Raw genomic sequence first — 20,823 nt, 5'->3', positions numbered from 1 at the left:
ATGATCGCTATTTTATTCCGGCGTCATTTTCGAATAACTGCTTCACATACTGCTGCAATTTATTTTTATCTACGCCGAGCACCTGTGCCCGACCGACCTTCTCGTTGGTCAGCAGCGAGAATGGGGGGAGCTGCTGCTGGTCGATTTTATCCAGATTCACATCAAAACCCAGAGCCATCAACTTCAGCATTTCTTTAGGGCTTAGATCGGTTTCGATGTATGGCGCAATTGAATCCAGGATGCCGGGAAGCTTAATTAATGAGCCCGTGGTCTGCATCTTCTTGGCGACTTCCGTCATGAGAATCCGCTGTCGTTCCGTACGGGCAAAATCGGACCTCGCATCGTGCCGAAACCGGACGTATTGCAGTGCCATCTTGCCGTCGAGATGCTGCAGTCCTTGTTTTAAATCGATGTCGTACATATGCTTGTCGGCTTTACTTGTGTAATACATGTCTTTCTCCACCTCGATGTCGACTCCGTCAATGGCATCGACCAGGGCTATGAAGCCGACAAAATCGGTGTAAACATATTTATGTATGGGCAGGTCCAGCAGATCGCTGATGGTTTGTCTGGTCAGCTCGATTCCGCCGTAAGCAAATGCCGAATTCAGTCGTCCTTTGCCATGGCCGGGGATGTCCACATAGGTGTCCCGCAAAATCGAGAATAAATGAGCTCTTTTCGTCACAGGATCGATGGAGGCCACCAGCATGGTGTCGGATCTGCCGGCATCGTCTCCCCGGGAGTCTCCTCCAATCAGAAGAATATTTATGCGTTCTTTGCCCTCCCACTTGGGTATTTCGATGATTTCTTCCGATGCGGCACCCGAAGCTTCCATTGGCTTCGCCGGATTCGAAGCGGTCGATATTTGGTTTGAGAACTGAATGATAGCGTAGGTATAGTACGAGATAATCCCCAAGATTCCAACGGATACTAAGAGCATGGCGTATTTTAACCATTTCCTTTTCATAGTTCCTATAACATCCTTTCTGTTTGACTGACTGCATAATGGACCATTCTAGCAAAATTATGAACAAAAATCATATTTTCCCGCAAGAAACGATTCTCAAGAGGCAACAAACCTTAGATAAATAACGAATTTGACTCTCCTCCAAGGGGAGGCCTTAGACTGGAAGTCGAAGGAGGGAACAGCATGATGTTATATACGGTAAAAGAGGTTTCGGAGCTGTCCGGGGTGACTATTAAAACGCTGCATCATTATCATAAAATCGGTTTGCTTCTGCCCGCCGAGATCAGCGAAGCGGGTTATCGCTTGTACGGTGCAGCCGAGCTGGAGCGATTGCAGCACATTCTGTTTTACAGGGAAATGGATTTTCCGCTGGAACAAATCAAGGTGCTGATGGAGGAAACTCCTGAACGGCGGCAGATGCTGTTACAACAGGAGAAGTTGCTGATGGACCGCGCGGATCGATTGAATGCGATTCTGAAAACCTTAAGAATATCCATAACCAGTACAGAGGAGGGCAAGCGCATGGAGCCTCAGGAATTGTTCAAAGGTTTTGAGAGCGAAGAAGAATGGGAGGCAGCTTTAACGGAGCAGAATGAACACCTGAAAGAGCAGTATGATATGGATTTGCTCGAAGGTGAACCCGTCGATGTTCCAAGCATGAACGAGCAGGCAAGGGAAGCGGCTGCCTTTATGGCAGGCATGGCAAACGCGTTGATAACGGGGATTAAGCACGATGATGCGCAAGTAAGAGATTCGATTCGCGATCATCTGCAGTTTATGAATGAGCAGGGCCACGCCTTTACGGCTGCGGATTTTGCGGGTCAAACGAAGTTTTTCCTGAGTGACGACTTTCATCTCCGGATGCTGGAGGAGCAGCAGACGGGGCTGGCTTATTATCTGCATGCGGCTGCCGAGGCGTACGCACAACAGACATAATACAGGCCGTTCTCCATCGATCAAGACCGCTTAAATCGCGGTCTTTTTTGCTATGTCTATGATTTATTGTCCAAACCTCTCGAGATGGCATTCCATATGATGTCTGGGAGACAAGTTTATGGGGGGTCTGGACATGATAACGATTAGTTTGTGCTTGATTGTAAAGAACGAGGAGCAAGTGTTGGATCGGTGCTTAAACTCCGTTAAGGATGTCGTTGACGAGATTGTCATCGTAGATACGGGGTCAACGGACCATACGCTCGGAATTGCAGCCAAATATGAGGCTCGAATCTTTCATTTTGATTGGATCGACGATTTTTCCGCTGCAAGGAACTATTCGTTCTCTCATGCGACGAAGGAGTATATCTTATGGCTGGATGCGGATGATTGGCTGCAGCCAGCCGATCTGGAAAGGTTCAAGGCACTCAAACCAAATTTGGACCCGGCGGTGGACTCCGTATGCATGGATTACTACCTTGCCTTCGATCCGTTGGGGAAGCCCACGGCAGTTGTTAAAAGAAACCGGCTGGTGAAGCGTTCTAGGCAGTTTCAATGGCGTGATCCGGTGCATGAGCATTTAGAGGTTGAGGGAAATATCATGTTATCCGACATTGCCGTTAGTCATGGACGCGTACACACGGATTCCGGGCGGAATTTGCGTATTTATGAGGCCCATCTTGCGAAGGGAGGCACCCTCTCCAAGCGCCAGCTGCTGCATTATGCAATGGAATTGTCTGCGAGCGCCTATTATGACAAGGCCATTGAAATATATGAAACGATTATTCATGATCCGGTCAGCTATTTTGAGGAAAAACTGGATGCGTGTGATCGCATGGCGCATTGTTACCACGAGCTGGGACAAAAAGAACAAGAACTGCAATCCCTGTTAAAGACCTTTAATTATGACGTTCCGCGGGCCGACTATGTATGCCGGATCGCGTACTATTTCCAAGAACTCAACGATTATGAAAAAGCGGTTCACTGGTACGAATTGGCGCTCAAGCTGGAGATGCCGGGCAATCGATTATACGGCGTTAATCAAGCGGCCTGGACATGGTTTCCCCATTTGCAGCTGACGTATTGTTACGGAAAACTAGGGAAGCTGGAGCAGGCTTATGAACATAATGAGAGGGCTTTATCGTACGCTCCGGATGATCCCGACATTTTATATAACAAACAATTGCTGGAGGAGAAGCTCCGCTTGTAAGTAATCGACGGCTCTAACCGCCGCCCTGTCGGTTCTGTCATGTTGGAGTACTGGATCGTGCCTTTTTTATGTCGTTTGGGCATATGCCGTTTCTGCTAAATCTATGAATCGATATACTACTATGAAACTAGTTTCGTAGAGAATATGGATAGAACGACAGGAGGAGAGTGAAATGGCATTCAAACGATCAGGGTCCAGAAAGCCTGTCCACAAGAAAACACTCAGTAAGCATGCCGCATCTAAGAAGAAGCGTGTCGGCAAAATAAGAAAATCCGCGTTTAGAGCGGTTTCTGGCATCGACCAAGAAATCACTGACGGCGTATTCAGCAAAGTCCAATATCAAGTTGAAGAATTGGATCTTAAGAATGAATACAATTCATCAACATCGACCTTCACTCCTAAGCAAAGAGGTATCTACTCCCTGTTGGCCAGCGTTTCTTTTACAACGATCACGCTTACGCCTGTTCGAATGGATTTGGAGATTCGGGTTAACGGCGTCCCGAGAATATCGGAGGAAGAAAACTTTGAGCCGAGAACAGGGAAAATTGATGCTGCCGGACTCATACAATTAATGGCGCGCGATCGAGTGGAGGTATTTGCAAGGGCAACCGGAGAAAACGGTACTATTCTCAGCGGATTCGCTACCCGGTTTGAAGGGGTCCGGATCAATTGATATAGCAATATAGTTTGATGATTCAGCCGCGCGGGTCGCGGCTTTTATCATTTTACCGGTACATAGAAGCTGGGAACATCATGAGTTACCGCTGTTTAATCTCGATCGGACCGGGTAAGAAATAATCGGACTTACCATCACGCATACGAGGGAGGACGATATGGATGTTTATTCACATGAAAGAACTTCAGTTCCGGGCAAAACCTGAGAAGCCGGATCCGGTATACGCGAGAAAGCTTCAAGAGGTGTTGGGTGGCCAGTATGGTGAAATGTCCGTCATGATGCAGTATCTCTTCCAAGGATTTAACTGCCGGGCAGACCGGAAGTATCGGGATATGCTGCTGGATATCGGGACCGAGGAGATTGGCCATGTCGAGATGTTGAGCACGATGATAGCCCAGCTTCTTGACGGCGCTCCTGCGGATCAAGTCGATGAAGCGGCGAAGGACCCGATGATTGCCGCCGCACTCGGGGGCATGAATCCTCAGCATGCCATCGTATCGGGACTTGGAGCAACCCCGACGGACAGCAACGGATATCCATGGAACAGCAAGTACATCATAGCGAGCGGGAATCTGCTGGCTGACTTCCGTGCGAATCTGAATGCCGAATCCCAAGGTCTGCTTCAAGTTGTACGCTTGTATGAGCAGACGACGGATCCTGGCGTCCGGGACATGCTGTCCTTCATGATAGCGCGAGATATCATGCACCAGAACCAGTGGCTGGCCGCGATTGAAGAGATCGAGGCCATTGAAGGTCCAATTGCTCCTGCTTCGTTTCCGCGCGAACGCAGCGTAGAAGAAGCTATACGCCAATTCATGAATTTCTCGGTTGGCGAGGAGAGCAGTGCGGGACGCTGGGCGAACGGACCGCTGCCGGACGGTACCGGCGATTTCGAATATGTGACTAATCCGACAGCCTACGGTGACGCACCCGTATTAAATCCTCCGGCAAAACACCAGCATTCTACGCTTGGCACAGGTCCATATGTGGTGAATGAAGGATTTGAAAAGTAATGTTTAATTGTTTACGGATGGGTTAAATACATGACATAGCAGCAACAAAAAACAACTTAGGAGTGATGAACAATGGCTAACAACAACGGTAACAAAATGAGCAGAGAAGAAGCGGGACGCAAAGGCGGCGAAGCAACGGCCAAGAATCACGACAAGGAGTTTTATCAGGAAATCGGCCGTAAAGGCGGAGAAGCCACATCGGAGTCCCATGATAAGGAATTCTATGAGGAAATCGGCCGCAAGGGCGGAGAATCCCGCGGCAATCAAAACAATAACGATTAAATGTAATCTATAATAAAAAAATAGCAAGCTTAAAAAAGCAGCGGCGGTTCCGGTTAAACGGAATCCGTCTCTGCTTTTTTGTGCTGAACGCTGGTTCCAAGCACGGTTGCAAAGATACATCAAGTCAACTTGAAGTCAAGTCCACCGCGCCGCCCACAGCTTCATTTCCTTGCAGATGACATGCAGGTCCATGCCTTTCGGCGTCAGCGTGTATTCCACCGTAACCGGAACGGTAGGGAATACTTCGCGTTCAAGAACGCCCTGTTCTTCCAGATGGCGGAGCGTCGTGGTCAGCGCCCGCGGGCTGACATTCGGGATTTGCCGCTGCAGCTCGCCAAAACGCTTCGTGCCGCCAAAGAGCTCGCGGATGACGAGAAATGCCCATTTTCCGCCTAAGACCAACAGTGTTTTTTCAATATTACATTCGATATGTTCGGGTGTTTTCGGTATGTAACTGCTCGATTTATTTCCCATATGGGTAGGCTCCTTCCGGTATTCTATTAACTATACTCAAGTATATCAACTATCCTCTCTATAATATAGTGAAGAACATTTCACTTCTTCCCTGGGAATAGGAACTACTTTAGAATAGATAATGCAGCATCCAAGTTATTCGATTGAAGGAGGAATTGCCATGAAATACAGAAGATTAGGACGCACAGGTCTCAAGGTTAGTGAGATCAGCTTGGGAAGCTGGCTTACATACGGTGGTTATGTGGAACGCGAGAACGCGGTAAACGCAATTAAAACGGCTTATGATCTGGGCATTAACTTTTTTGATACGGCGAATGTATATGAAAAAGGTGCAGCGGAAGTGTTGGTTGGCGAAACCCTGAAAGCGTATCCGCGCGAGTCTTACGTGCTGGCGACCAAGGCTTTTTGGCCCATGGGCGATGGCCCGAACGATCGCGGCTTGTCCCGCAAGCATATTATGGAGCAGGCACATGCCAGCTTGAAGCGGCTTAACCATGATTACGTGGATATTTTCTACTGCCATCGTCATGACCCGGAAACGCCGCTTGACGAGACGCTTCGCGCGATCGACGACCTTGTTCGCCAGGGCAAGGTGCTTTATGTCGGCGTCAGCGAGTGGCAGGCATCGCAAATCGCGGAGGCATTGACGGTAGCGGATCGTTACCTGCTCGACCGCATCGTGGTCAATCAACCCATCTACAATATGTTTGAACGTTATATCGAAAAGGAAATCATTCCGCTCAGCGAGCGTTCCGGCATTGGGCAGGTCGTATTCTCCCCGCTGGCACAAGGCTTGCTAACAGGCAAGTATACTTCGACTTCCGATATTCCAGAGGGCAGCCGTGCCGCGAAGCTGGAGTGGATGCGCAAAGGCATTACCGAGGAGAAAATCGCGAAGGTTCGCGAGCTGGAGAAAATTGCGGGTGAGCTTGAAGTGTCGGTGGGCAATCTGGCGCTTGCCTGGATTCTGCGCCAGCCGAACGTAGCCAGTGCGCTTGTCGGCGCAAGTCGTCCGGAGCAGGTAACCGAGAACGCGAAGGCAGCCGGCATTGAGCTCAGCGAAGATGTTCAAACTCGTATTGAAGAGATTTTGAAATAGGGAAGTCTAATCTTCAGTGCTGTCTAAATTATAGTTTCTAAATCTAGATGAAAAAACAGAGCTGCGCCAAAAGGGCAATCGTCCCTAGCGCAGCTCTTCGATTTGTAATAACGCTGTTTACCCCAGTCGATAAGTCGCGAACGGCTTGGCATAAACAAAGTCGTCGCTGATTTCATCCAGGCTGGAACCTAGTGTCTCATCGATCTCAATCTCCAGGCTCTTCAAGTTATCGTCCAACTGCTCGGTTTTCGTAGCTCCGACAATGACAGTGGAGACAGCAGGACGATTCATCAGCCAGGCCAGGGACAGGGCGCTTGGAGAATGACCATGCTCTGCAGCCAACTGGCTGACCTGCTGCCCAAGCTTCAGATTGCGATCTTCCAGGAAGCGATTGAAGTTCGGGTCCGTTTCCGCACGTGAGCCGGAAGGCGTGCTGGCTCCTTGACCGTATTTACCGGTCAGAATGCCCCCGGCCAGCGGGAAATAAGGGATAATGCCAACGCCCTGATCGAGGCAGAGGGGAACAAGCTCCAGTTCCGGCGTACGGTCGGCAAGGGAATAACTCGTTTGAGTGGATACATACCGGGCGTATCCGCGAAGCTCACTGATCCCGAGCGCCTTCATAATTTCCCAGGCGGCATAGTTGGAAGCGCCGATATATCGGACCTTGCCCGACGATACCATATCATCCAGCGTGCGTAAGGTTTCCTCGAGGGGAGTATTCGGATCAAACGTATGAATCTGATACAGGTCCACATAATCGGTTTTTAGTCGCTTTAAGCTGTCCTCCAGTTCTTGCTGCAGATGATAGCGGGAAGAACCGCGTTCGTTCGGCCCTTGGCCGCTTACGAGCCCGGCTTTCGTGGCTAATACGACATTATGGCGTTTGCCGGCGAGCGCCTCTCCGATGATGCGCTCGGATTCCGAGCCTGCATAAATATTAGCGGTATCGATGAAATTGATGCCGTGGTCCAGTGCATGGTCAATGATGCGGGCGGATGTCCCTTGATCAGCCCTTTTGCCAAAAGCGTTCGTGCCCAGACCGAGCTGCGAAACCTTCAGTCCGCTGTTGCCAAGACGGCGGTAGTTCATCTTGATCCACTCCTTTATGTATTGATTTTCCTATAGTATAAACATGATTCCGGAATCGGTTCAAATGAATCGAACGCAATAGAATGATATAGATGTAAGATAATTATATCTTATAGCCTAATCGATGAAGTGGTATGTGCGCAAATACTAAAGGCCGTGCGAATGCCTTAGGACTCCTTGCGGTAGGCTCAATATTACGATAGGATAGTTACGAACCATTTGGAAGGGGGATTATCATATGAATGAAGCGATTTTTAACCAATTGGATTTTGCCAGAGGCGGGACCTTAAAGTCGGTAGAAAATGTAACGGAGCAAGAGGCTGATATCATCCCGGAAGGATTTGCGAACAGCATTCGCTGGAACCTGGGACATATCTATACCGTTCATGAGCAGTTCGCTTTTGCAACGGCGGGCGAGCAGCCCCGTATTCCGGAAGGATTCGAGGCGTGGTTTGCGACCGGAACCAAACCGGCTGATTGGACGTCGAAGCCGCCTGCGATTTCCGAACTGGTAGAGCTTTTGCAGGAGCAAACGACCCGAATTCGTGAAACCTTCTCCAATCGCCTCGGCCAGGCTTCAGCTCATCCGCTGACCATCGGTCCCCTGACGTTCCAAACCGTGGGGGAATTTCTTGTGTTCAGCTTGTATCATGAAGGAATGCACACGCAGACGATTAAGGCATACAGAAAATTAATAAAGTAACGATGAAAACGAAGCGATAGAAGAGTGCCCTCGCGCATCCTTCTATCGCTTTTGTTTGTCGCTGCCGTGATCGATCCTTATAATGGGATCAGGCACAGATGGGGATCATCGATTGGAGGATGTAATTATGGCGATTGAAATCGAACGCAAATACCTTTTGGAGGCTTATCCGGAAGACTTGATCTCGGAAGGAAGCATCGTGGTCGAGAAAGAGCAGTTCATCGAGCAGACGTATTTGGCGCTGGATGGGGATCAGGAACTTCGTGTCCGCAAAATAACGGATCTGACATCTGGTCAGATTGAATTCACCCATACGTTCAAAAAAGGGTGGGGCATTGCCAGGGAGGAAGTAGAGTTCGCCATTTCCGAAGGACTCTATGACCAAGTGGTGAAGGCGCATGGCGCGATTCCGCTGACCAAGAGACGGGTTACCGCCCGCTTAGGGAACACGATCATCGAAATCGACGATTATGCGCAGATTCAATTGCTGGTGCTGGAGGTAGAGTTTCCTTCTATGGAAGCCGCAGACGGCTTTGTACCGCCGGCGTGGTTTGGACAGGATATCAGCACGGAGAAACAATACAGCAACAAAAAGGTGTGGCGGGAACTGCAGCAGCAAGCTGGCAGGGAATTGTAGGGGAAGTCGTCACAAAAGGGTAGCTGACTTAGAAAATGCATGCAGCTGGGATGTGGATACTACGCGTTCTCATGTGGTTGCAAAAAGGCTCTTGCGAGCGGTCATACCGGACCGTCCGCGAAGAGCCTTTTTTATGGCATTTAACCACGCATCCTGTTGTAAGGCTTATAGTAATGGTCGATTGAAAAGTGTTTTGAGAAGCGTTCGACTTTTTTTGACAAAAGCATTGTAAACGTTTTATTATTATAATATAATATTATCATGATAATTAATTATTATATCTAATGGATGATATCCATAATAAATGATGGCGTATCAGAGAAGGGAGAGGCTCTTCATGAATGAAAACCAGCAGCTGCTTGAAAGCTATTTTCCGATTGCTTCTTTTATCGCGGCGATCATCGGACCTCAATGCGAGGTGGTCGTGCACGATATCAGCGATCCGGAACGCTCCATCATCTTTATTGAGAACGGTCATATTAGCGGACGTCGGATCGGCGATGCCTCCACGGACCTCGTATTGAAGATTTTGAAAGCGGAGGCCTACCGCGAAGAGCAGTTCATCGCGAACTACAAAGCTTCCGGCGCGCGGGGGCAGACTTTCCGATCGTCTACGTATTTCATTAAGAACAGGAGCGGCGAACTGGTCGGTCTCATGTGCTTGAACATTGACATTACGCATATGGAGGTTGCGGCCGACTGGATCAACAGCATTTTGCAGGGAGGATCGCTTACGCCGCCGGCAGCCCTGGATGCACCCAAGGAGGAGAAGCCGTCCACAGAATACCTGCAGGGGAACGTGGACGATTTGCTGCAGCATATTATCCAGACCGTCCTGGGCAAAATCAGCATTCCGGCGGACCGTTTATCTTCGAATGAGAAGATCGAGATTGTGAAGGAACTGAATGAGCAAGGCGTATTTCTGCTGAAGGGCGGAGTATCCAAGGTTGCCGCGGCTTTATCCATATCGGAGCCTACCGTGTACCGCTATTTGCAGAAGCTGAAATAAGCGGCTCTCATCCTAATCATAACGCATTGCATCCTGAGACAAATGGAAGGTGACATCATGACATTTAATTTCGATAAGGTTGTCAGCCGCTTTGGCACGAACTGCGCGAAATGGGACGGGATGGCGCAGAGCATGGGCGGCGACATGATCTCTCTCTCCGTGGCCGATATGGACCTGCCAGCACCGCCCATGGTGGTGGATAAGGTCGCGGAGGCTGCGCGTCACGGCATTTACGGATATACCGATCCGTTCCCGCCTTACTTCGAAGCTGTCCGCACTTGGCTTGATAAAGCCTATGACTGGAAGGTCCGGCCCGATTGGATCGTATTTTGTCCGCGCATTATTCAAGCCGTTTCGGTCATTATACAGAAGTTCACGGAGATTGGAGATCAGGTTCTTATCCACACGCCTGTTTATCAGCCTGTTGCGAAAGCGGTTACGTTAAATGATCGGATATTGGTTGAAAGTCCGCTTATCCTTACGGACGGGCGGTATGAGATCGATTTCGAGGATATGGAGCGGCAAATGCGGGAAGGGGTCAAGATGATCCTGCTCATATCCCCGCACAATCCGGTTGGCCGGGTATGGACAAGGGATGAGCTTGACCGCATGGCGGAGCTTTGCATCCGGTATGACGCACTGATTGTGTCCGATGATATCCATGCTGATTTCATTCATGAGGGACACGAGCACACCGTCATCGCCAAGCTGTCCGAAGAGGTTGCGAATCGTTCCATTATCTGCACATCACCGGGCAAAACCTTTAACCTGGCAAGTCTCGAAATCGCTAACATCATCATTCCCAATGATGAGCTCCGGGGGAGGTTTAAGCATGGTCTGCTGCAGGCCGGAATTCATAATCCCACATTCTTCTCCGTGCCTACGCTGGAAGTTGCATACACATCATGTGATGAATGGTTAACGGAACTTCGTGCTTATATCAAAGACAACATTGCTTATGCCAGAACCTTTATAGCCGATCATATGCCGGAGCTGGCCGTGATCGATCCTGAAGGGACGTATCTGTTGTGGATCGACTGTACGGCCGTGAGCCGCCAAGAAGAGGATCTGGTAGAGTGGATCCAGGAAAAAGCGCGCGTCAGCGTCAGCTTCGGTTCCTCATTCGGACCCGGCGGCGAAGGTTTCATCCGAGTCAACGTTGCTACGCCGCGCCAAATATTGCAGGAAGGCCTTGAGCGGCTTGCCGCGGCTTATCCGCTACAGCGTTAACAACCAAAGTTTAAGAGATCAGAAGGAATAAACTTCAAAGGCTTACCATCCTTATCTCGCAAGAAAACTTCCGCTATATGAGGTCTGTCTTCTGAGAAGGTACGTCGATATATGTTTTCTTATTTACATCCAGGGGGAATCCATGATGGCTAAACCAAAAGAGGAACGAATGATAAAGCAGCCGACCATGTTTCTGGCACTGCTTCCTATTTTTACGATGGTGATTTTGCTGTGCCTTGGTTACGTATTATTTGAGCTGCCGCCCGAACCGCTAATTATTGCATCCGCCATTGTCGCAGGCCTGATCGCGATTAAGCTGGGTTACAGCTACAACGATATTCTGGAGTCCATCTCGCAAAAAATTGCGAAAACCATGCCGGCGATCTTAATCCTGATTGTGGTCGGATTTATGATCGGTGCATGGATGGTCGGCGGAACCATCCCCATGATGATCTATTACGGCCTGAAAATCATCGACCCGCAATTTTTGTTGATCACCGCTTTTCTCGTTACGGCCGTGGTCTCCGTATGCACGGGCACTTCCTGGGGTTCCGCAGGGACGATCGGGGTTGCCTTCATGGGGGTTGGTGCCGGAATGGACGCCAATCTTGCGGCTGTGGCCGGCGCGGTTGTAGCGGGGGCTTACTTCGGGGACAAGCTTTCTCCGCTTTCGGATACAACCAACATCGCTGCCTTGTCCACCGGCGTTAACCTGTATGAGCATATCGGCCATTTGCTGTACACGACGCTGCCGTCCTTCTTCGTGGCGGGGATCGTCTACGTGGTTACAGGACTGAACACGCATGTGTCCAGCATAGGAGTTCCCGAGAAGGTAACCGACATTATGAACACCTTGGCAACGATATACGACTGGAACCTGCTCCTGATCCTGCCTGTGCTGATTGTTCTGTACGGCTCGATCACCAAGAAGCCTACGATTCCCGTCATGCTGCTGTCGTCGATTGTTGCGATGGTGAACGGCATGATATTTCATGGCTTCACGCTGCATGATGTGGTGACTTCGGTTGTCAGCGGATTCGATATCGCGATGGTTCATGTCAGCAATTTTGACCCCAGTGCCGTCATTGCGGATGTTCCGCGTCTCATTAACCGGGGCGGTATGAGTTCCATGATGGGGACATTGCTTATCTGTTTCAGCGCGATCACATTTGCCGGCACCATATCGCTGACCAAATCGCTGGAGCTGATCGTGGACAAGCTCTTGAAGCATGTGCGCTCCACCGGATCATTGATCCTGGCCACCATTGCAACTGGTCTGACCATGATTGGGGTAACCAGTAACGGGCAGGTCTCCATCCTGATGCCGGGCGAGATGCTCCGCGAGGCTTACATCCGACGAGGTCTGCATCCGAAGAATTTGGGGCGGACGGTGGAGGATTCCGCCGCCATTACCGAACCGATTCTGCCATGGACGGCAGCGGGTGCCTATATGGCCGGTACGCTGGGCGTAGCGACACTATCCTATTTGCCCTGGGCGGTGTTGTGCTGGACGGGGATTATTTTTGCAACGATCTGGGGCTTTACCGGGTTCGGCATCGCGAAGCTTACGCCCGAGCAGCAGAAGGAAATGCTGAAGGAGTACGACAATCCGCATAAAGGCAGCCAGAACAGGCCTCATGCGGATGATGCAGGAGCTGCATCTGTCCATTAATGCAGGATGAATATTTCTTGATCAAGGCAAGAAATCATCAATATAAATGCGTGATCTTATACGCAAAAGAGGAGAGAACACCATGACACAACAAGAGAGAAAAACCATCGCAACCCAGCAGGCTCCAGGAGCAATCGGCCCTTATTCCCAAGCGGTGCAATACGGAAATCTTCTGTTTACTTCCGGTCAGCTTGGTATGGATGCGTCGGGGCAATTTGCCCCGACGGTAGAAGAGCAGGCGAATCGCTCGCTGCTTAACGTGAAGGCAATTCTGGAAGCTGCCGGTTTTGGTATGGAGAATATCGTCAAGACGACGGTCTTCTTAAAGGATATGAATGATTTCCAAGCCGTCAACGAGGTATATGCTTCTTTCTTTTCAGAGCCGTATCCGGCACGGAGCGCCGTGGAGGTTGCCCGTCTGCCTAAGGATGGACTGGTTGAGATTGAAGTGGTAGCCAGCAAGTCATAACACCATCGCTTTTTCTTTGTACTGCAAATAGGAATATGAACATCATTAGTTTTCAATAAAACTGCCGGGCACTAAGCCCGGCAGTTTTGTTTATTTCGAGAACGGTTTATCCTTATTATTTCGTACGCCCATAATGCTTTCCGTAAGAGAGAACCTTATGGTACAGGCTCCGATCCTTTAACGTTTTGAGCGGATAAATTTGCGGTCTGGTGTTCACCTCGAGAATCCATGGTCTGCCGTTGGAGTCCACAGCCACATCGAGTCCCAGTTCTTTGAAACCGCGATAATGGCGGTCAAAGTTTTTGCCAACAGCCACGCCAAGTCCTTTGAGCTCGGACTCCAGCTGCTGGGTGTAGGTCGAGGTGAAATTGGCGCCGCTCATCGTTTTGCGGAACGTTCCAATGGTGCCGCCTTGATTATAATTGGTTGCGACTTTGTTAGGGTTGCCGACTTTGGTGAATAAGGCGGTGCTCACCCAGGCTCCCTGCTTAGTCTTCTGGACCATCACCCGGATATCGAATGGCTTGCCATTGCTTTTGGCCAAACGAATTCCTTTTTGCAGCAGGTAGGGTCTGCTCCCGGCAAAGCGGTTCAGATCACGGTACAATTGAGATGAGCTGGAGTACGACGTTTTCTTGGTATTCAGCTGGCTTTGGTAGCCCCCGTCCGTTTTGCGGATTCGGATGATGTTTACACCGCCTGAACCATCCGTAGGTTTGAAGAAAACCGTGGTGTAGTCCGCCAGCATAGCGTTCAGGTTTTTTTTGCTGAACGGCAATGTGTGCGGTACGTATTGTCTGAAATAAGAATCTTCGTTTAACCATTTCGTTTTCTTCCATTTGCTTTTGATGGTACTGCTTTTATATTTCATAGTTAAGAGGCTCACCTCTCTCTTTTTTGTTCAGCATATGCCGAAAAAGTAGAGCAAGCCTCCACGTTGGCCTTGAACCAAGCTATGTATTTGAAAAATTTTTTTTATCGAAAATAATAAGATGATAAATAAGACTGCTGCAACTAGATTGAACAGGGAAACATCATCTACTATAATCAAATAGATCTGATGAAAGAAGGAGAGAATTTCCAGATGCGAAGCCCACTCATTGCTTACTGTCTTTCCAAGAAAGCTGCAACCGAAGACTATCCGTTCGGACCGCTTCCAATCGTCATGAAAGTCGGGGGCAAAATGTTTGCCCTGATTACCACAACGGCAGGAGAGAAGGTCAGCCATATATCCCTGAAATGCGATCCGGTGATCGCAGAGAATTTGCGTCAGCAGCATGACGCGGTGCAGCCCGGATATCATCTCAACAAGAAACATTGGAATACGGTTGCCGTGGATGGTTCCTTAACGGAAGCGGACCTGCACGATATGATTGATCATTCCTATGATTTGGTGCTCAAGAGTTTACCGAAAGCTCAGCGCGTTGCAATCGCTCAGCGGCTGGTCTGAAGCCTGATGAATGAATCATCGCCCTGTGGCAGAGTGGAGGCAGGAAAACATCCATTTGCCAGAGGGCGATGATTAGAGGATACCATTATACCTGTTCCAACCTCCGTAGGAAGGTTTCGTATCAGAATGGTCTCATTCCCAGCGTATCTACTTTCTCTCCCGTAATATCAACACCCATACGGCTTGTAATATCGCGGTAATGGCCGGCGCGCTGCTGCACCGGGCTGCCCTCGGTTTCACCGAGGTTGGCTTCCAGGCCGTTCAAGACCATTACGGTCGTACCGAAGCCGGGATCGCCAAGCCCTCTGAACTTCTCGAGCGGGGAAGGTTTCCATCTGCCAACTATGACGTCGTGGGCGGAAGGCTTCGGGTCTTGCGGCGTCATCCAGAACAGGTTGGCGGTCATGTAGCCGATCTTACCGTCAGTGGCAACGATCTCCGGATGGTCCAGCAGCACGCTTTTGTCTCCATAGATGATGGAACTGAACAGGCCGTAGTTAAAGTTCCAGCTGAGCATGATCGGTCCCCGTCCATAATAGCGTTTGTCTGGTGTTCCGCTGGCAGGATCGACGAAGGCGTCTTTATTAACGCCAGTCCGGCCGGCGATGTTCTCGTTCCAGAACAAACCCCAACGGAGCGGGCCTCCAGGTGCGGTAGCCCAGCCTCCGCCCGTCTCGTGGGACAGATTGGCGAGGAAGGCTGCCAGTTCGCGCTTACGGTCCTTCTTGAGCCCTTCCCTCAGGAAAGTGCCGCCATCAATGATAACGGTTTCAATCGTTTTGTTAAGGTTCTCAGCCGAATGGAAGTCAGCTGAACGCACAACGAGTGTTTCAACGCGGGCGTCCTTGTCTAATCGGTAAATCTCCTGTGCGGAAGGAGTTCCTTGCCGCGTGCTGATCTTGATCTTGAGATTGGAGACCTCCGCGACCGCGTTGATGAGATTATCGTATGAGAAATAGTCTGTCTGATCGGCTTTGTAGTATTCTTTGCCACTGGCGACTTTAAACCATTCCGCCGAACCCAGCCGGTAAGGGAACAACGCCTCGAAATCTTCCTCCGATAGCAGCGCTTTAACGGCTGCGATCGCATTCTCCGGTGTATAATCCGGATCGAGGCCGTCCCAGTTCTGGTCGATCTCCTTCCGGCTGATCAGCCTATGCTTCCCGATCGCCAGGGAACCGATTGGACTCTCCGTGATTTGTGCTGGAGCCGAGGTGCCGGATCTAGCGCCGGCTGCCGAATGAGTGGAAGATGCATCGGCTTGGGGCGCTTCATCGGCTGCAAAGGCATGAAGCGGGGGCATGAGGAGGGCAGGGCCGAGGGCTGCAATCATACTTCGCTGGATCATCTTGCGAGATAACGGATATTTCCACACGGTCATACACATTCTCCTCTGCATCATTGGGATTGGATTACACTGCCATCATATATACGGTATGTTAGTAAAAACATTATAATGTTATTATGTTTTTGATTCTATGATTCTATGATTCTAATGAAAGGATCCTTCACTTCATTTTGTTCTGTTCATTTGCGTAATTTCATATATATATTAGAGATTCATCATCTTATAGACAAAGAAGGGTTAACTGACATGAGTTTATTTGTTCGCGAAAAAGGGTTCTACAAAAGTTTTTTCTGGCTGACGCTTGTCATCGGGATGCAGAACCTGATATCGGTCGGCGTGAATTTGTCGGACAACGTCATGCTGGGAGGATACAGTGAATCGGCGCTATCGGGCGTTGCCCTCGCGAACCAGATCCAATTCCTGCTGCACATGCTGGTTTTGGGCGTATGCGAAGGATTGGTCATCATGTCATCCAGATTCTGGGGGGCGAAGGATTTAGGCTCCATCAAAAAAGCGGCAAGCATCGGCATGCGCATGGCGATCTTCCTCAGTATTGTGTTATGGATAATCGTGTTCTTTTTCCCGCATGAGGTATTGTCTTTGTTTACGAAGGAAGAGAATGTCATCGCCGCCGGCGTGGACTATTTACGAATCATCTGTTTTTCTTATATCTTCTTTGCCGTCACTAATTCCTTGCTGGCTTCACTGCGTAGCGTGGAAACGGTAAAAATCGGCTTTGTGGTATCGTTATCGACCTTGATAATCAACATCTGCCTGAACTATATCCTCATCTATGGGTATTTGGGTTTTCCTGAACTGGGCGTTGCCGGATCGGCTATCGCTACTCTGACGGCAAGAATCATTGAATGCGTGATTGTCATCGTTTATATTAAGCGGTTCGACCGTAAAATCTTGTTAAAAATGCAGGATTTCCTGCAGTTCGATATGGAACTCTTCAAACAGTACATTCGCGTAGGCTCCCCGATTCTGATGTCCAACACGATATGGGGGCTTGCCATGGCGGCACAAACCGCCATCCTGGGGCATATGGGAGAATCGGCGATCGCTGCCAACAGCATTGCCACAACGATTTTCCAGATGGTGACAGTCATCGTATACGCTTCGGCCAGCGCAACGGCTGTGCTGATTGGGAAGACCATCGGAGAAGGTTTGATGGACAAAATCATATCCTATGCCAAAACGCTGCAGATTCTGTATATCCTTCTTGGCTTGCTGACGGGCACCGTGCTGTTTGTGATTAAGGATTTCGTGCTGGGCTTCTACTCCATCTCCGATGAGGCGAAGACACTCGCGCTGCATTTCATGACGGTGTTGTCGATCACCGTCGTCGGAACGGCTTATCAAATGCCGGCATTGACGGGCATTGTGCGAAGCGGGGGAGACACCCGCTTTGTGCTCTACAATGATTTGATTTTTATGTGGCTGATCGTGCTGCCATCATCGGCATTATGCGCGTTTGTGTTCCATTTATCACCGCTCGCCATATTCATTTGCTTGAAGTCCGATCAGATTCTGAAGTGTTTTGTGGCGATCGTGAAGGTCAACCGATTCAAATGGATACGATCCTTCAGCTCATGATGGGTAGACGATAGCCATAAGATAAGGAAATCCATAGAGTAAAAAAACCTCGGGAATGCGTGAAGTGCACCCCTTAGAATGGACATTGGAATAAACCCCTGGTTTATCCGATGAAATTCTAGGGGGTGCATTTTTGTATGGTTATAAGTTCAATCCTCCAGCAGGTTTAATGACTGGGCTTTAACCAGAGCCTGGGTGCGGGTAGTCACGCCGAGCTTGCCATACAGTCTGGATAAATATACTCGAATCGTTCCTTCGGACAGGCCGAGTGCAGCGGCCATTTGTTTATTGGCGGCACCTTGCCGGATCAGGCGCAGGAGATTCATTTCGTTCCGATTCAGTTGTTCCGGGAGAACAGGAAGGTGTACTTTGGCCGATGAAGGATCCCCTTGGGAATAAACCGGGAAATGCTCCAACAGCATGCTTACATATTCAAGCAGCTGATGCTGCTCCGGCTTTATGCCGACTTCTTGTCTTTGGTGGTTTGCATACAGCCTCAGCAGCTGGTACATCTCCTCTCCTTCGTCCAGGAAGGAACGGACATAACTGTTCAGTACTCCTATACGCAAAGCGTCGCCAAGGAGAAGAAGCGACTGCTTTCGCTGACCACGCTGATATTCCAGCAGCGCTTGCAGGCCTGTGATTTCTATGATGCTGGATCGCTGCTGTTCGCGCTCAGCCTGGGGTTTCAATAGCTCCAGGAGGTGAAGCGCCTCGGCTTCCTTGCCCTGTTTGCCTAATAGGCGAACGAACGCCAGATATTCGATTTCCCGGCTGTAGGTTGGTTTGTCTTTGACGGAAATGGGGAGGCCGGCAGCTTCCTTCCGGGCTTCGGTTATACGCCCCTCCCTGATATAGAGTAAACATCGTATAGCCTTTAACGGAGCAAGCCATGAGCTTGCTTTCCTGGCCAGGACAGCGGTCCACGCTTCATCCAGAGCATAATGAGCCAGATGAAACTTGCCTTCCGCAGCGTACAGCTTGGCATCGGTTATATGAAGCGGCACGAACAAACCCATGGTTTCCTTGGCGGGGGCCGCATTTCGAATCTGCACCAGCAGCTGACGGCATTCGGCAAGCCGGTTCCATTCGTAATACCCCTCGCACAAGGATGCCTTTACATATAAATTCATGAGCGAATGCTCCCATCCATGGGATTCCAGCACACCGGTGAACAGATGCGCGATCCTCTCCGTATCGGCGGAAAGAGCTCCCTTCATGCCGAGAGGGGTACGTCTTACGTAAGGCTCACGTCGGTTGTAATCGAATTGGTAGTATATCGGATTGTCGGGCACCAGGTTGTCAAGGATGCCCTCACTGAAAGTGAACCATTTACCGAAGTCCCCGTTCAGAAAAACAAGATTGGAACGCACGAACAGGATGCTGCTGCGGAGCTGCTCCCGTCGATCCGATGGCGCGAGTGCGGCGCACGTTTCTTCAATACGGGACAGCATGCGCTCCGACCGCTCCAGATCCCCTGACAGAATCACGATAAAGGCATGCGCTAATGACATTTCAAGCGTAATCGAAAATTGGGATGGGATGCGGTCAAACCATTCCAGCAAGGTAGCAATTTCCCCCCGTTCAAGCACGGTTTGCATATGCTGCTCTAGCAAGTTCACGGCACTCTCCATATCCTGTGCTGCAAACATATGGTTAATGGCCTCATCCATTGAACCGATGGAAATGTAATATTGCCCGGCAAGCCGATGACGCTTTATATACTCCCCGTTATATTTACGTCGCAGGAGGTCCAGCAGAAACTGCGAGAACAGATGATGATAGCGAAAGCAGGTGTGATGATCATCCAGTGGAACCAGAAACAGATTCAGCTTCAGCAGCTCCTCCAGCATCGGGCGGCTCTCGCTGAGATCGGTTACAGCATCGCACACCTGAGGATGAAGCTCGGATAGGACTGCGGTCTGCAGGAGAAAAGTGAGCACCTCGGAAGGTAGCCTGCCTATCACCTCCTGAAACAGATATTTTGAGATTAGAAGTTGATTTCCCTTCATATCTTCGATGAATGGCTCCAGATCGTTGCCGGCTCGAAGGGAAAGCGAGGCAAGTTGGAGCCCGGTTATCCAGCCTTCCGTTTGATTAAGTAATGTATCCAGCTGTATCGGAGAAAGACGGGGCTGGCTGCTATCTGATTCATGACGGAAAAAGTGCTCCGTTTCATCGGAGGTGAATTCCAGCTGCTTCATGCCGATATGGTTGACCTCATGGTTAACCATCCCTTTCATCGTGGGGAATGGGAGCTCGGTTCGGGATGAGATGAATAGATGAATATGCTCAGGGAGGTAATCAATCAAGTAGGAAATTCCCTCATGGATTGCCTTATAGTGAATGCAGTGCAGGTCCTCGAGAATGAGATTGAGGGCTTCTTGCTCCTCATATAATTCACTGATCAGCGTGTCCAAAAAGGTTTCAATCGAGGCGCTTGGCAGCAGATGCGTATGGTTCATAAGCCGATCTCCTTGCTGTTGTGGAAGAACCGAAGCCAAGGCGGCTGTTACGTATCGCCAAAAGCGGACGGGATCGTTATCCCGTTCATCCAGTGACACCCAGGCGCATCGCTCGTTGGCTCCATGAACCCATTGGGCCAGCAGCGTCGATTTGCCGTATCCGGCAGGGGCAATAATGGCAGTCAGTTGTCCATTGTGACCTGCTGTCATCGCTTGAATAAGCCGATCCCGGTGAATGAGATGCTTTTTTAGCCCGGGTAGGCTTATTTTCGTTTTCAGGATGGGTGAATCGGTCAGTAATTTCATAGGTACCTCGCCATATACGAACGTTATTTTTACGGAATTTGAGTCAAGATAACTAGATTATATGAAAAAAATGATGAAAAGTTAACGTTTGTCAATCGTTTCCCTTCCATTTATTTGATAGCATCCTTGGTACCACGGTCCCGATCCGGATTGTGGTTTATAAGCGCTGATGAAATGAAGGAGGAGGAG

Annotated in this window: 19 protein-coding genes and 1 pseudogene; 14 read left to right on the top strand and 6 right to left on the bottom strand. The window is 49.7% G+C overall.

The features are described from left to right. Nucleotides 1-7: 7 nt before the first annotated feature. Nucleotides 8-967: an LCP family protein gene (locus AK95_RS18060; RefSeq protein ID WP_071221287.1), complete on the bottom strand. Its 960-nt coding sequence runs from the start codon at nt 965-967 to the stop codon at nt 8-10. A 186-nt stretch (nt 968-1,153) separates the two neighbouring features. Between AK95_RS18060 and AK95_RS18055 the strand changes: the two genes are divergently transcribed. The 5 genes and pseudogenes from AK95_RS18055 to AK95_RS18035 form a co-directional block, all read left to right on the top strand. Further along, on the top strand, nt 1,154-1,903 hold the full coding sequence (locus AK95_RS18055) for a MerR family transcriptional regulator (RefSeq protein WP_071221604.1): 750 nt from the start codon (nt 1,154-1,156) through the stop codon (nt 1,901-1,903). A gap of 133 nt (nt 1,904-2,036) precedes the next feature. Beyond that, nucleotides 2,037-3,110 carry a glycosyltransferase gene (locus tag AK95_RS18050; RefSeq protein ID WP_071221603.1) on the top strand — a complete coding sequence of 358 codons (1,074 nt, stop codon included), beginning with the start codon at nt 2,037-2,039 and terminating at the stop codon, nt 3,108-3,110. Nucleotides 3,111-3,282: 172 nt separating this feature from the next. Beyond that, nucleotides 3,283-3,783, top strand: coding sequence for a hypothetical protein (locus tag AK95_RS18045; protein ID WP_071221286.1), 501 nt, complete (start codon nt 3,283-3,285; stop codon nt 3,781-3,783). A gap of 164 nt (nt 3,784-3,947) precedes the next feature. Continuing rightward, entirely contained in the window at nt 3,948-4,799 is an 852-nt protein-coding gene (locus tag AK95_RS18040; RefSeq protein WP_071221285.1) for a manganese catalase, read from the top strand. 72 nt (nt 4,800-4,871) lie between these two features. After that, nucleotides 4,872-5,078 (top strand): annotated as a pseudogene (locus tag AK95_RS18035) (KGG domain-containing protein); the annotation flags it as partial. 138 nt (nt 5,079-5,216) lie between these two features. Here the strand turns inward: AK95_RS18035 and AK95_RS18030 are convergent. Further along, complete coding sequence (locus tag AK95_RS18030; protein WP_071221283.1) at nt 5,217-5,555, bottom strand: winged helix-turn-helix transcriptional regulator; 339 nt, start codon at nt 5,553-5,555, stop codon at nt 5,217-5,219. A 160-nt stretch (nt 5,556-5,715) separates the two neighbouring features. Here AK95_RS18030 and AK95_RS18025 point away from each other — a divergent pair, with 160 nt between their 5' ends. Next, on the top strand, nt 5,716-6,654 hold the full coding sequence (locus AK95_RS18025) for an aldo/keto reductase family protein (protein WP_071221282.1): 939 nt from the start codon (nt 5,716-5,718) through the stop codon (nt 6,652-6,654). A gap of 117 nt (nt 6,655-6,771) precedes the next feature. Here AK95_RS18025 and AK95_RS18020 read toward each other — a convergent pair whose 3' ends face one another. Continuing rightward, nucleotides 6,772-7,746 (bottom strand): aldo/keto reductase, encoded by a 975-nt coding sequence (locus tag AK95_RS18020; RefSeq protein WP_071221281.1) that lies wholly within the window; start codon nt 7,744-7,746, stop codon nt 6,772-6,774. 238 nt (nt 7,747-7,984) lie between these two features. On the opposite strand from AK95_RS18020, the gene AK95_RS18015 reads away from it, so the two are divergent. The 6 genes from AK95_RS18015 (at nt 7,985) to AK95_RS17990 (ending at nt 13,466) form a co-directional block, all read left to right on the top strand. After that, on the top strand, nt 7,985-8,449 hold the full coding sequence (locus tag AK95_RS18015) for a DinB family protein (protein ID WP_071221280.1): 465 nt from the start codon (nt 7,985-7,987) through the stop codon (nt 8,447-8,449). 127 nt (nt 8,450-8,576) lie between these two features. Then, entirely contained in the window at nt 8,577-9,086 is a 510-nt protein-coding gene (locus tag AK95_RS18010) for a CYTH domain-containing protein (RefSeq protein ID WP_071221279.1), read from the top strand. Between the two features lie 337 nt (nt 9,087-9,423). Continuing rightward, entirely contained in the window at nt 9,424-10,095 is a 672-nt protein-coding gene (locus AK95_RS18005) for a helix-turn-helix transcriptional regulator (RefSeq protein WP_071221278.1), read from the top strand. A gap of 57 nt (nt 10,096-10,152) precedes the next feature. Beyond that, on the top strand, nt 10,153-11,325 hold the full coding sequence (locus AK95_RS18000; RefSeq protein WP_071221277.1) for a MalY/PatB family protein: 1,173 nt from the start codon (nt 10,153-10,155) through the stop codon (nt 11,323-11,325). 145 nt (nt 11,326-11,470) lie between these two features. Further along, the gene (gene nhaC, locus AK95_RS17995) at nt 11,471-12,997 is read left to right on the top strand and encodes a Na+/H+ antiporter NhaC (protein WP_071221276.1); all 1,527 of its coding nucleotides are present in this window, start codon (nt 11,471-11,473) and stop codon (nt 12,995-12,997) included. A gap of 82 nt (nt 12,998-13,079) precedes the next feature. Next, nucleotides 13,080-13,466, top strand: coding sequence for a RidA family protein (locus AK95_RS17990; protein WP_071221275.1), 387 nt, complete (start codon nt 13,080-13,082; stop codon nt 13,464-13,466). Nucleotides 13,467-13,581: 115 nt separating this feature from the next. Here AK95_RS17990 and AK95_RS17985 read toward each other — a convergent pair whose 3' ends face one another. Continuing rightward, nucleotides 13,582-14,337 (bottom strand): YheC/YheD family protein, encoded by a 756-nt coding sequence (locus AK95_RS17985; RefSeq protein ID WP_071221274.1) that lies wholly within the window; start codon nt 14,335-14,337, stop codon nt 13,582-13,584. A 213-nt stretch (nt 14,338-14,550) separates the two neighbouring features. On the opposite strand from AK95_RS17985, the gene AK95_RS17980 reads away from it, so the two are divergent. Continuing rightward, entirely contained in the window at nt 14,551-14,916 is a 366-nt protein-coding gene (locus AK95_RS17980) for an MmcQ/YjbR family DNA-binding protein (protein ID WP_071221273.1), read from the top strand. A gap of 121 nt (nt 14,917-15,037) precedes the next feature. On the opposite strand, the gene AK95_RS17975 is transcribed toward AK95_RS17980, so the two are convergent. Further along, a complete protein-coding gene (locus AK95_RS17975; protein ID WP_071221272.1) occupies nt 15,038-16,297 on the bottom strand; it encodes a chitinase in 1,260 nt (419 codons plus the stop codon). Between the two features lie 213 nt (nt 16,298-16,510). Between AK95_RS17975 and AK95_RS17970 the strand changes: the two genes are divergently transcribed. Next, complete coding sequence (locus tag AK95_RS17970) at nt 16,511-17,863, top strand: MATE family efflux transporter (RefSeq protein ID WP_071221271.1); 1,353 nt, start codon at nt 16,511-16,513, stop codon at nt 17,861-17,863. 149 nt (nt 17,864-18,012) lie between these two features. Here the strand turns inward: AK95_RS17970 and AK95_RS17965 are convergent, their stop codons facing one another. Then, a complete protein-coding gene (locus tag AK95_RS17965) occupies nt 18,013-20,634 on the bottom strand; it encodes a winged helix-turn-helix domain-containing protein (RefSeq protein ID WP_071221270.1) in 2,622 nt (873 codons plus the stop codon). Nucleotides 20,635-20,823 lie beyond the last annotated feature (189 nt).

Origin of the sequence: Paenibacillus sp. LC231 (assembly GCF_001860525.1) — a bacterium.
GTDB lineage: Bacteria > Bacillota > Bacilli > Paenibacillales > Paenibacillaceae > Paenibacillus_AQ.
The sequence above is the reverse complement of the archived record's forward strand: the minus strand, read 5'-3'. Positions and strand labels throughout refer to the sequence as shown.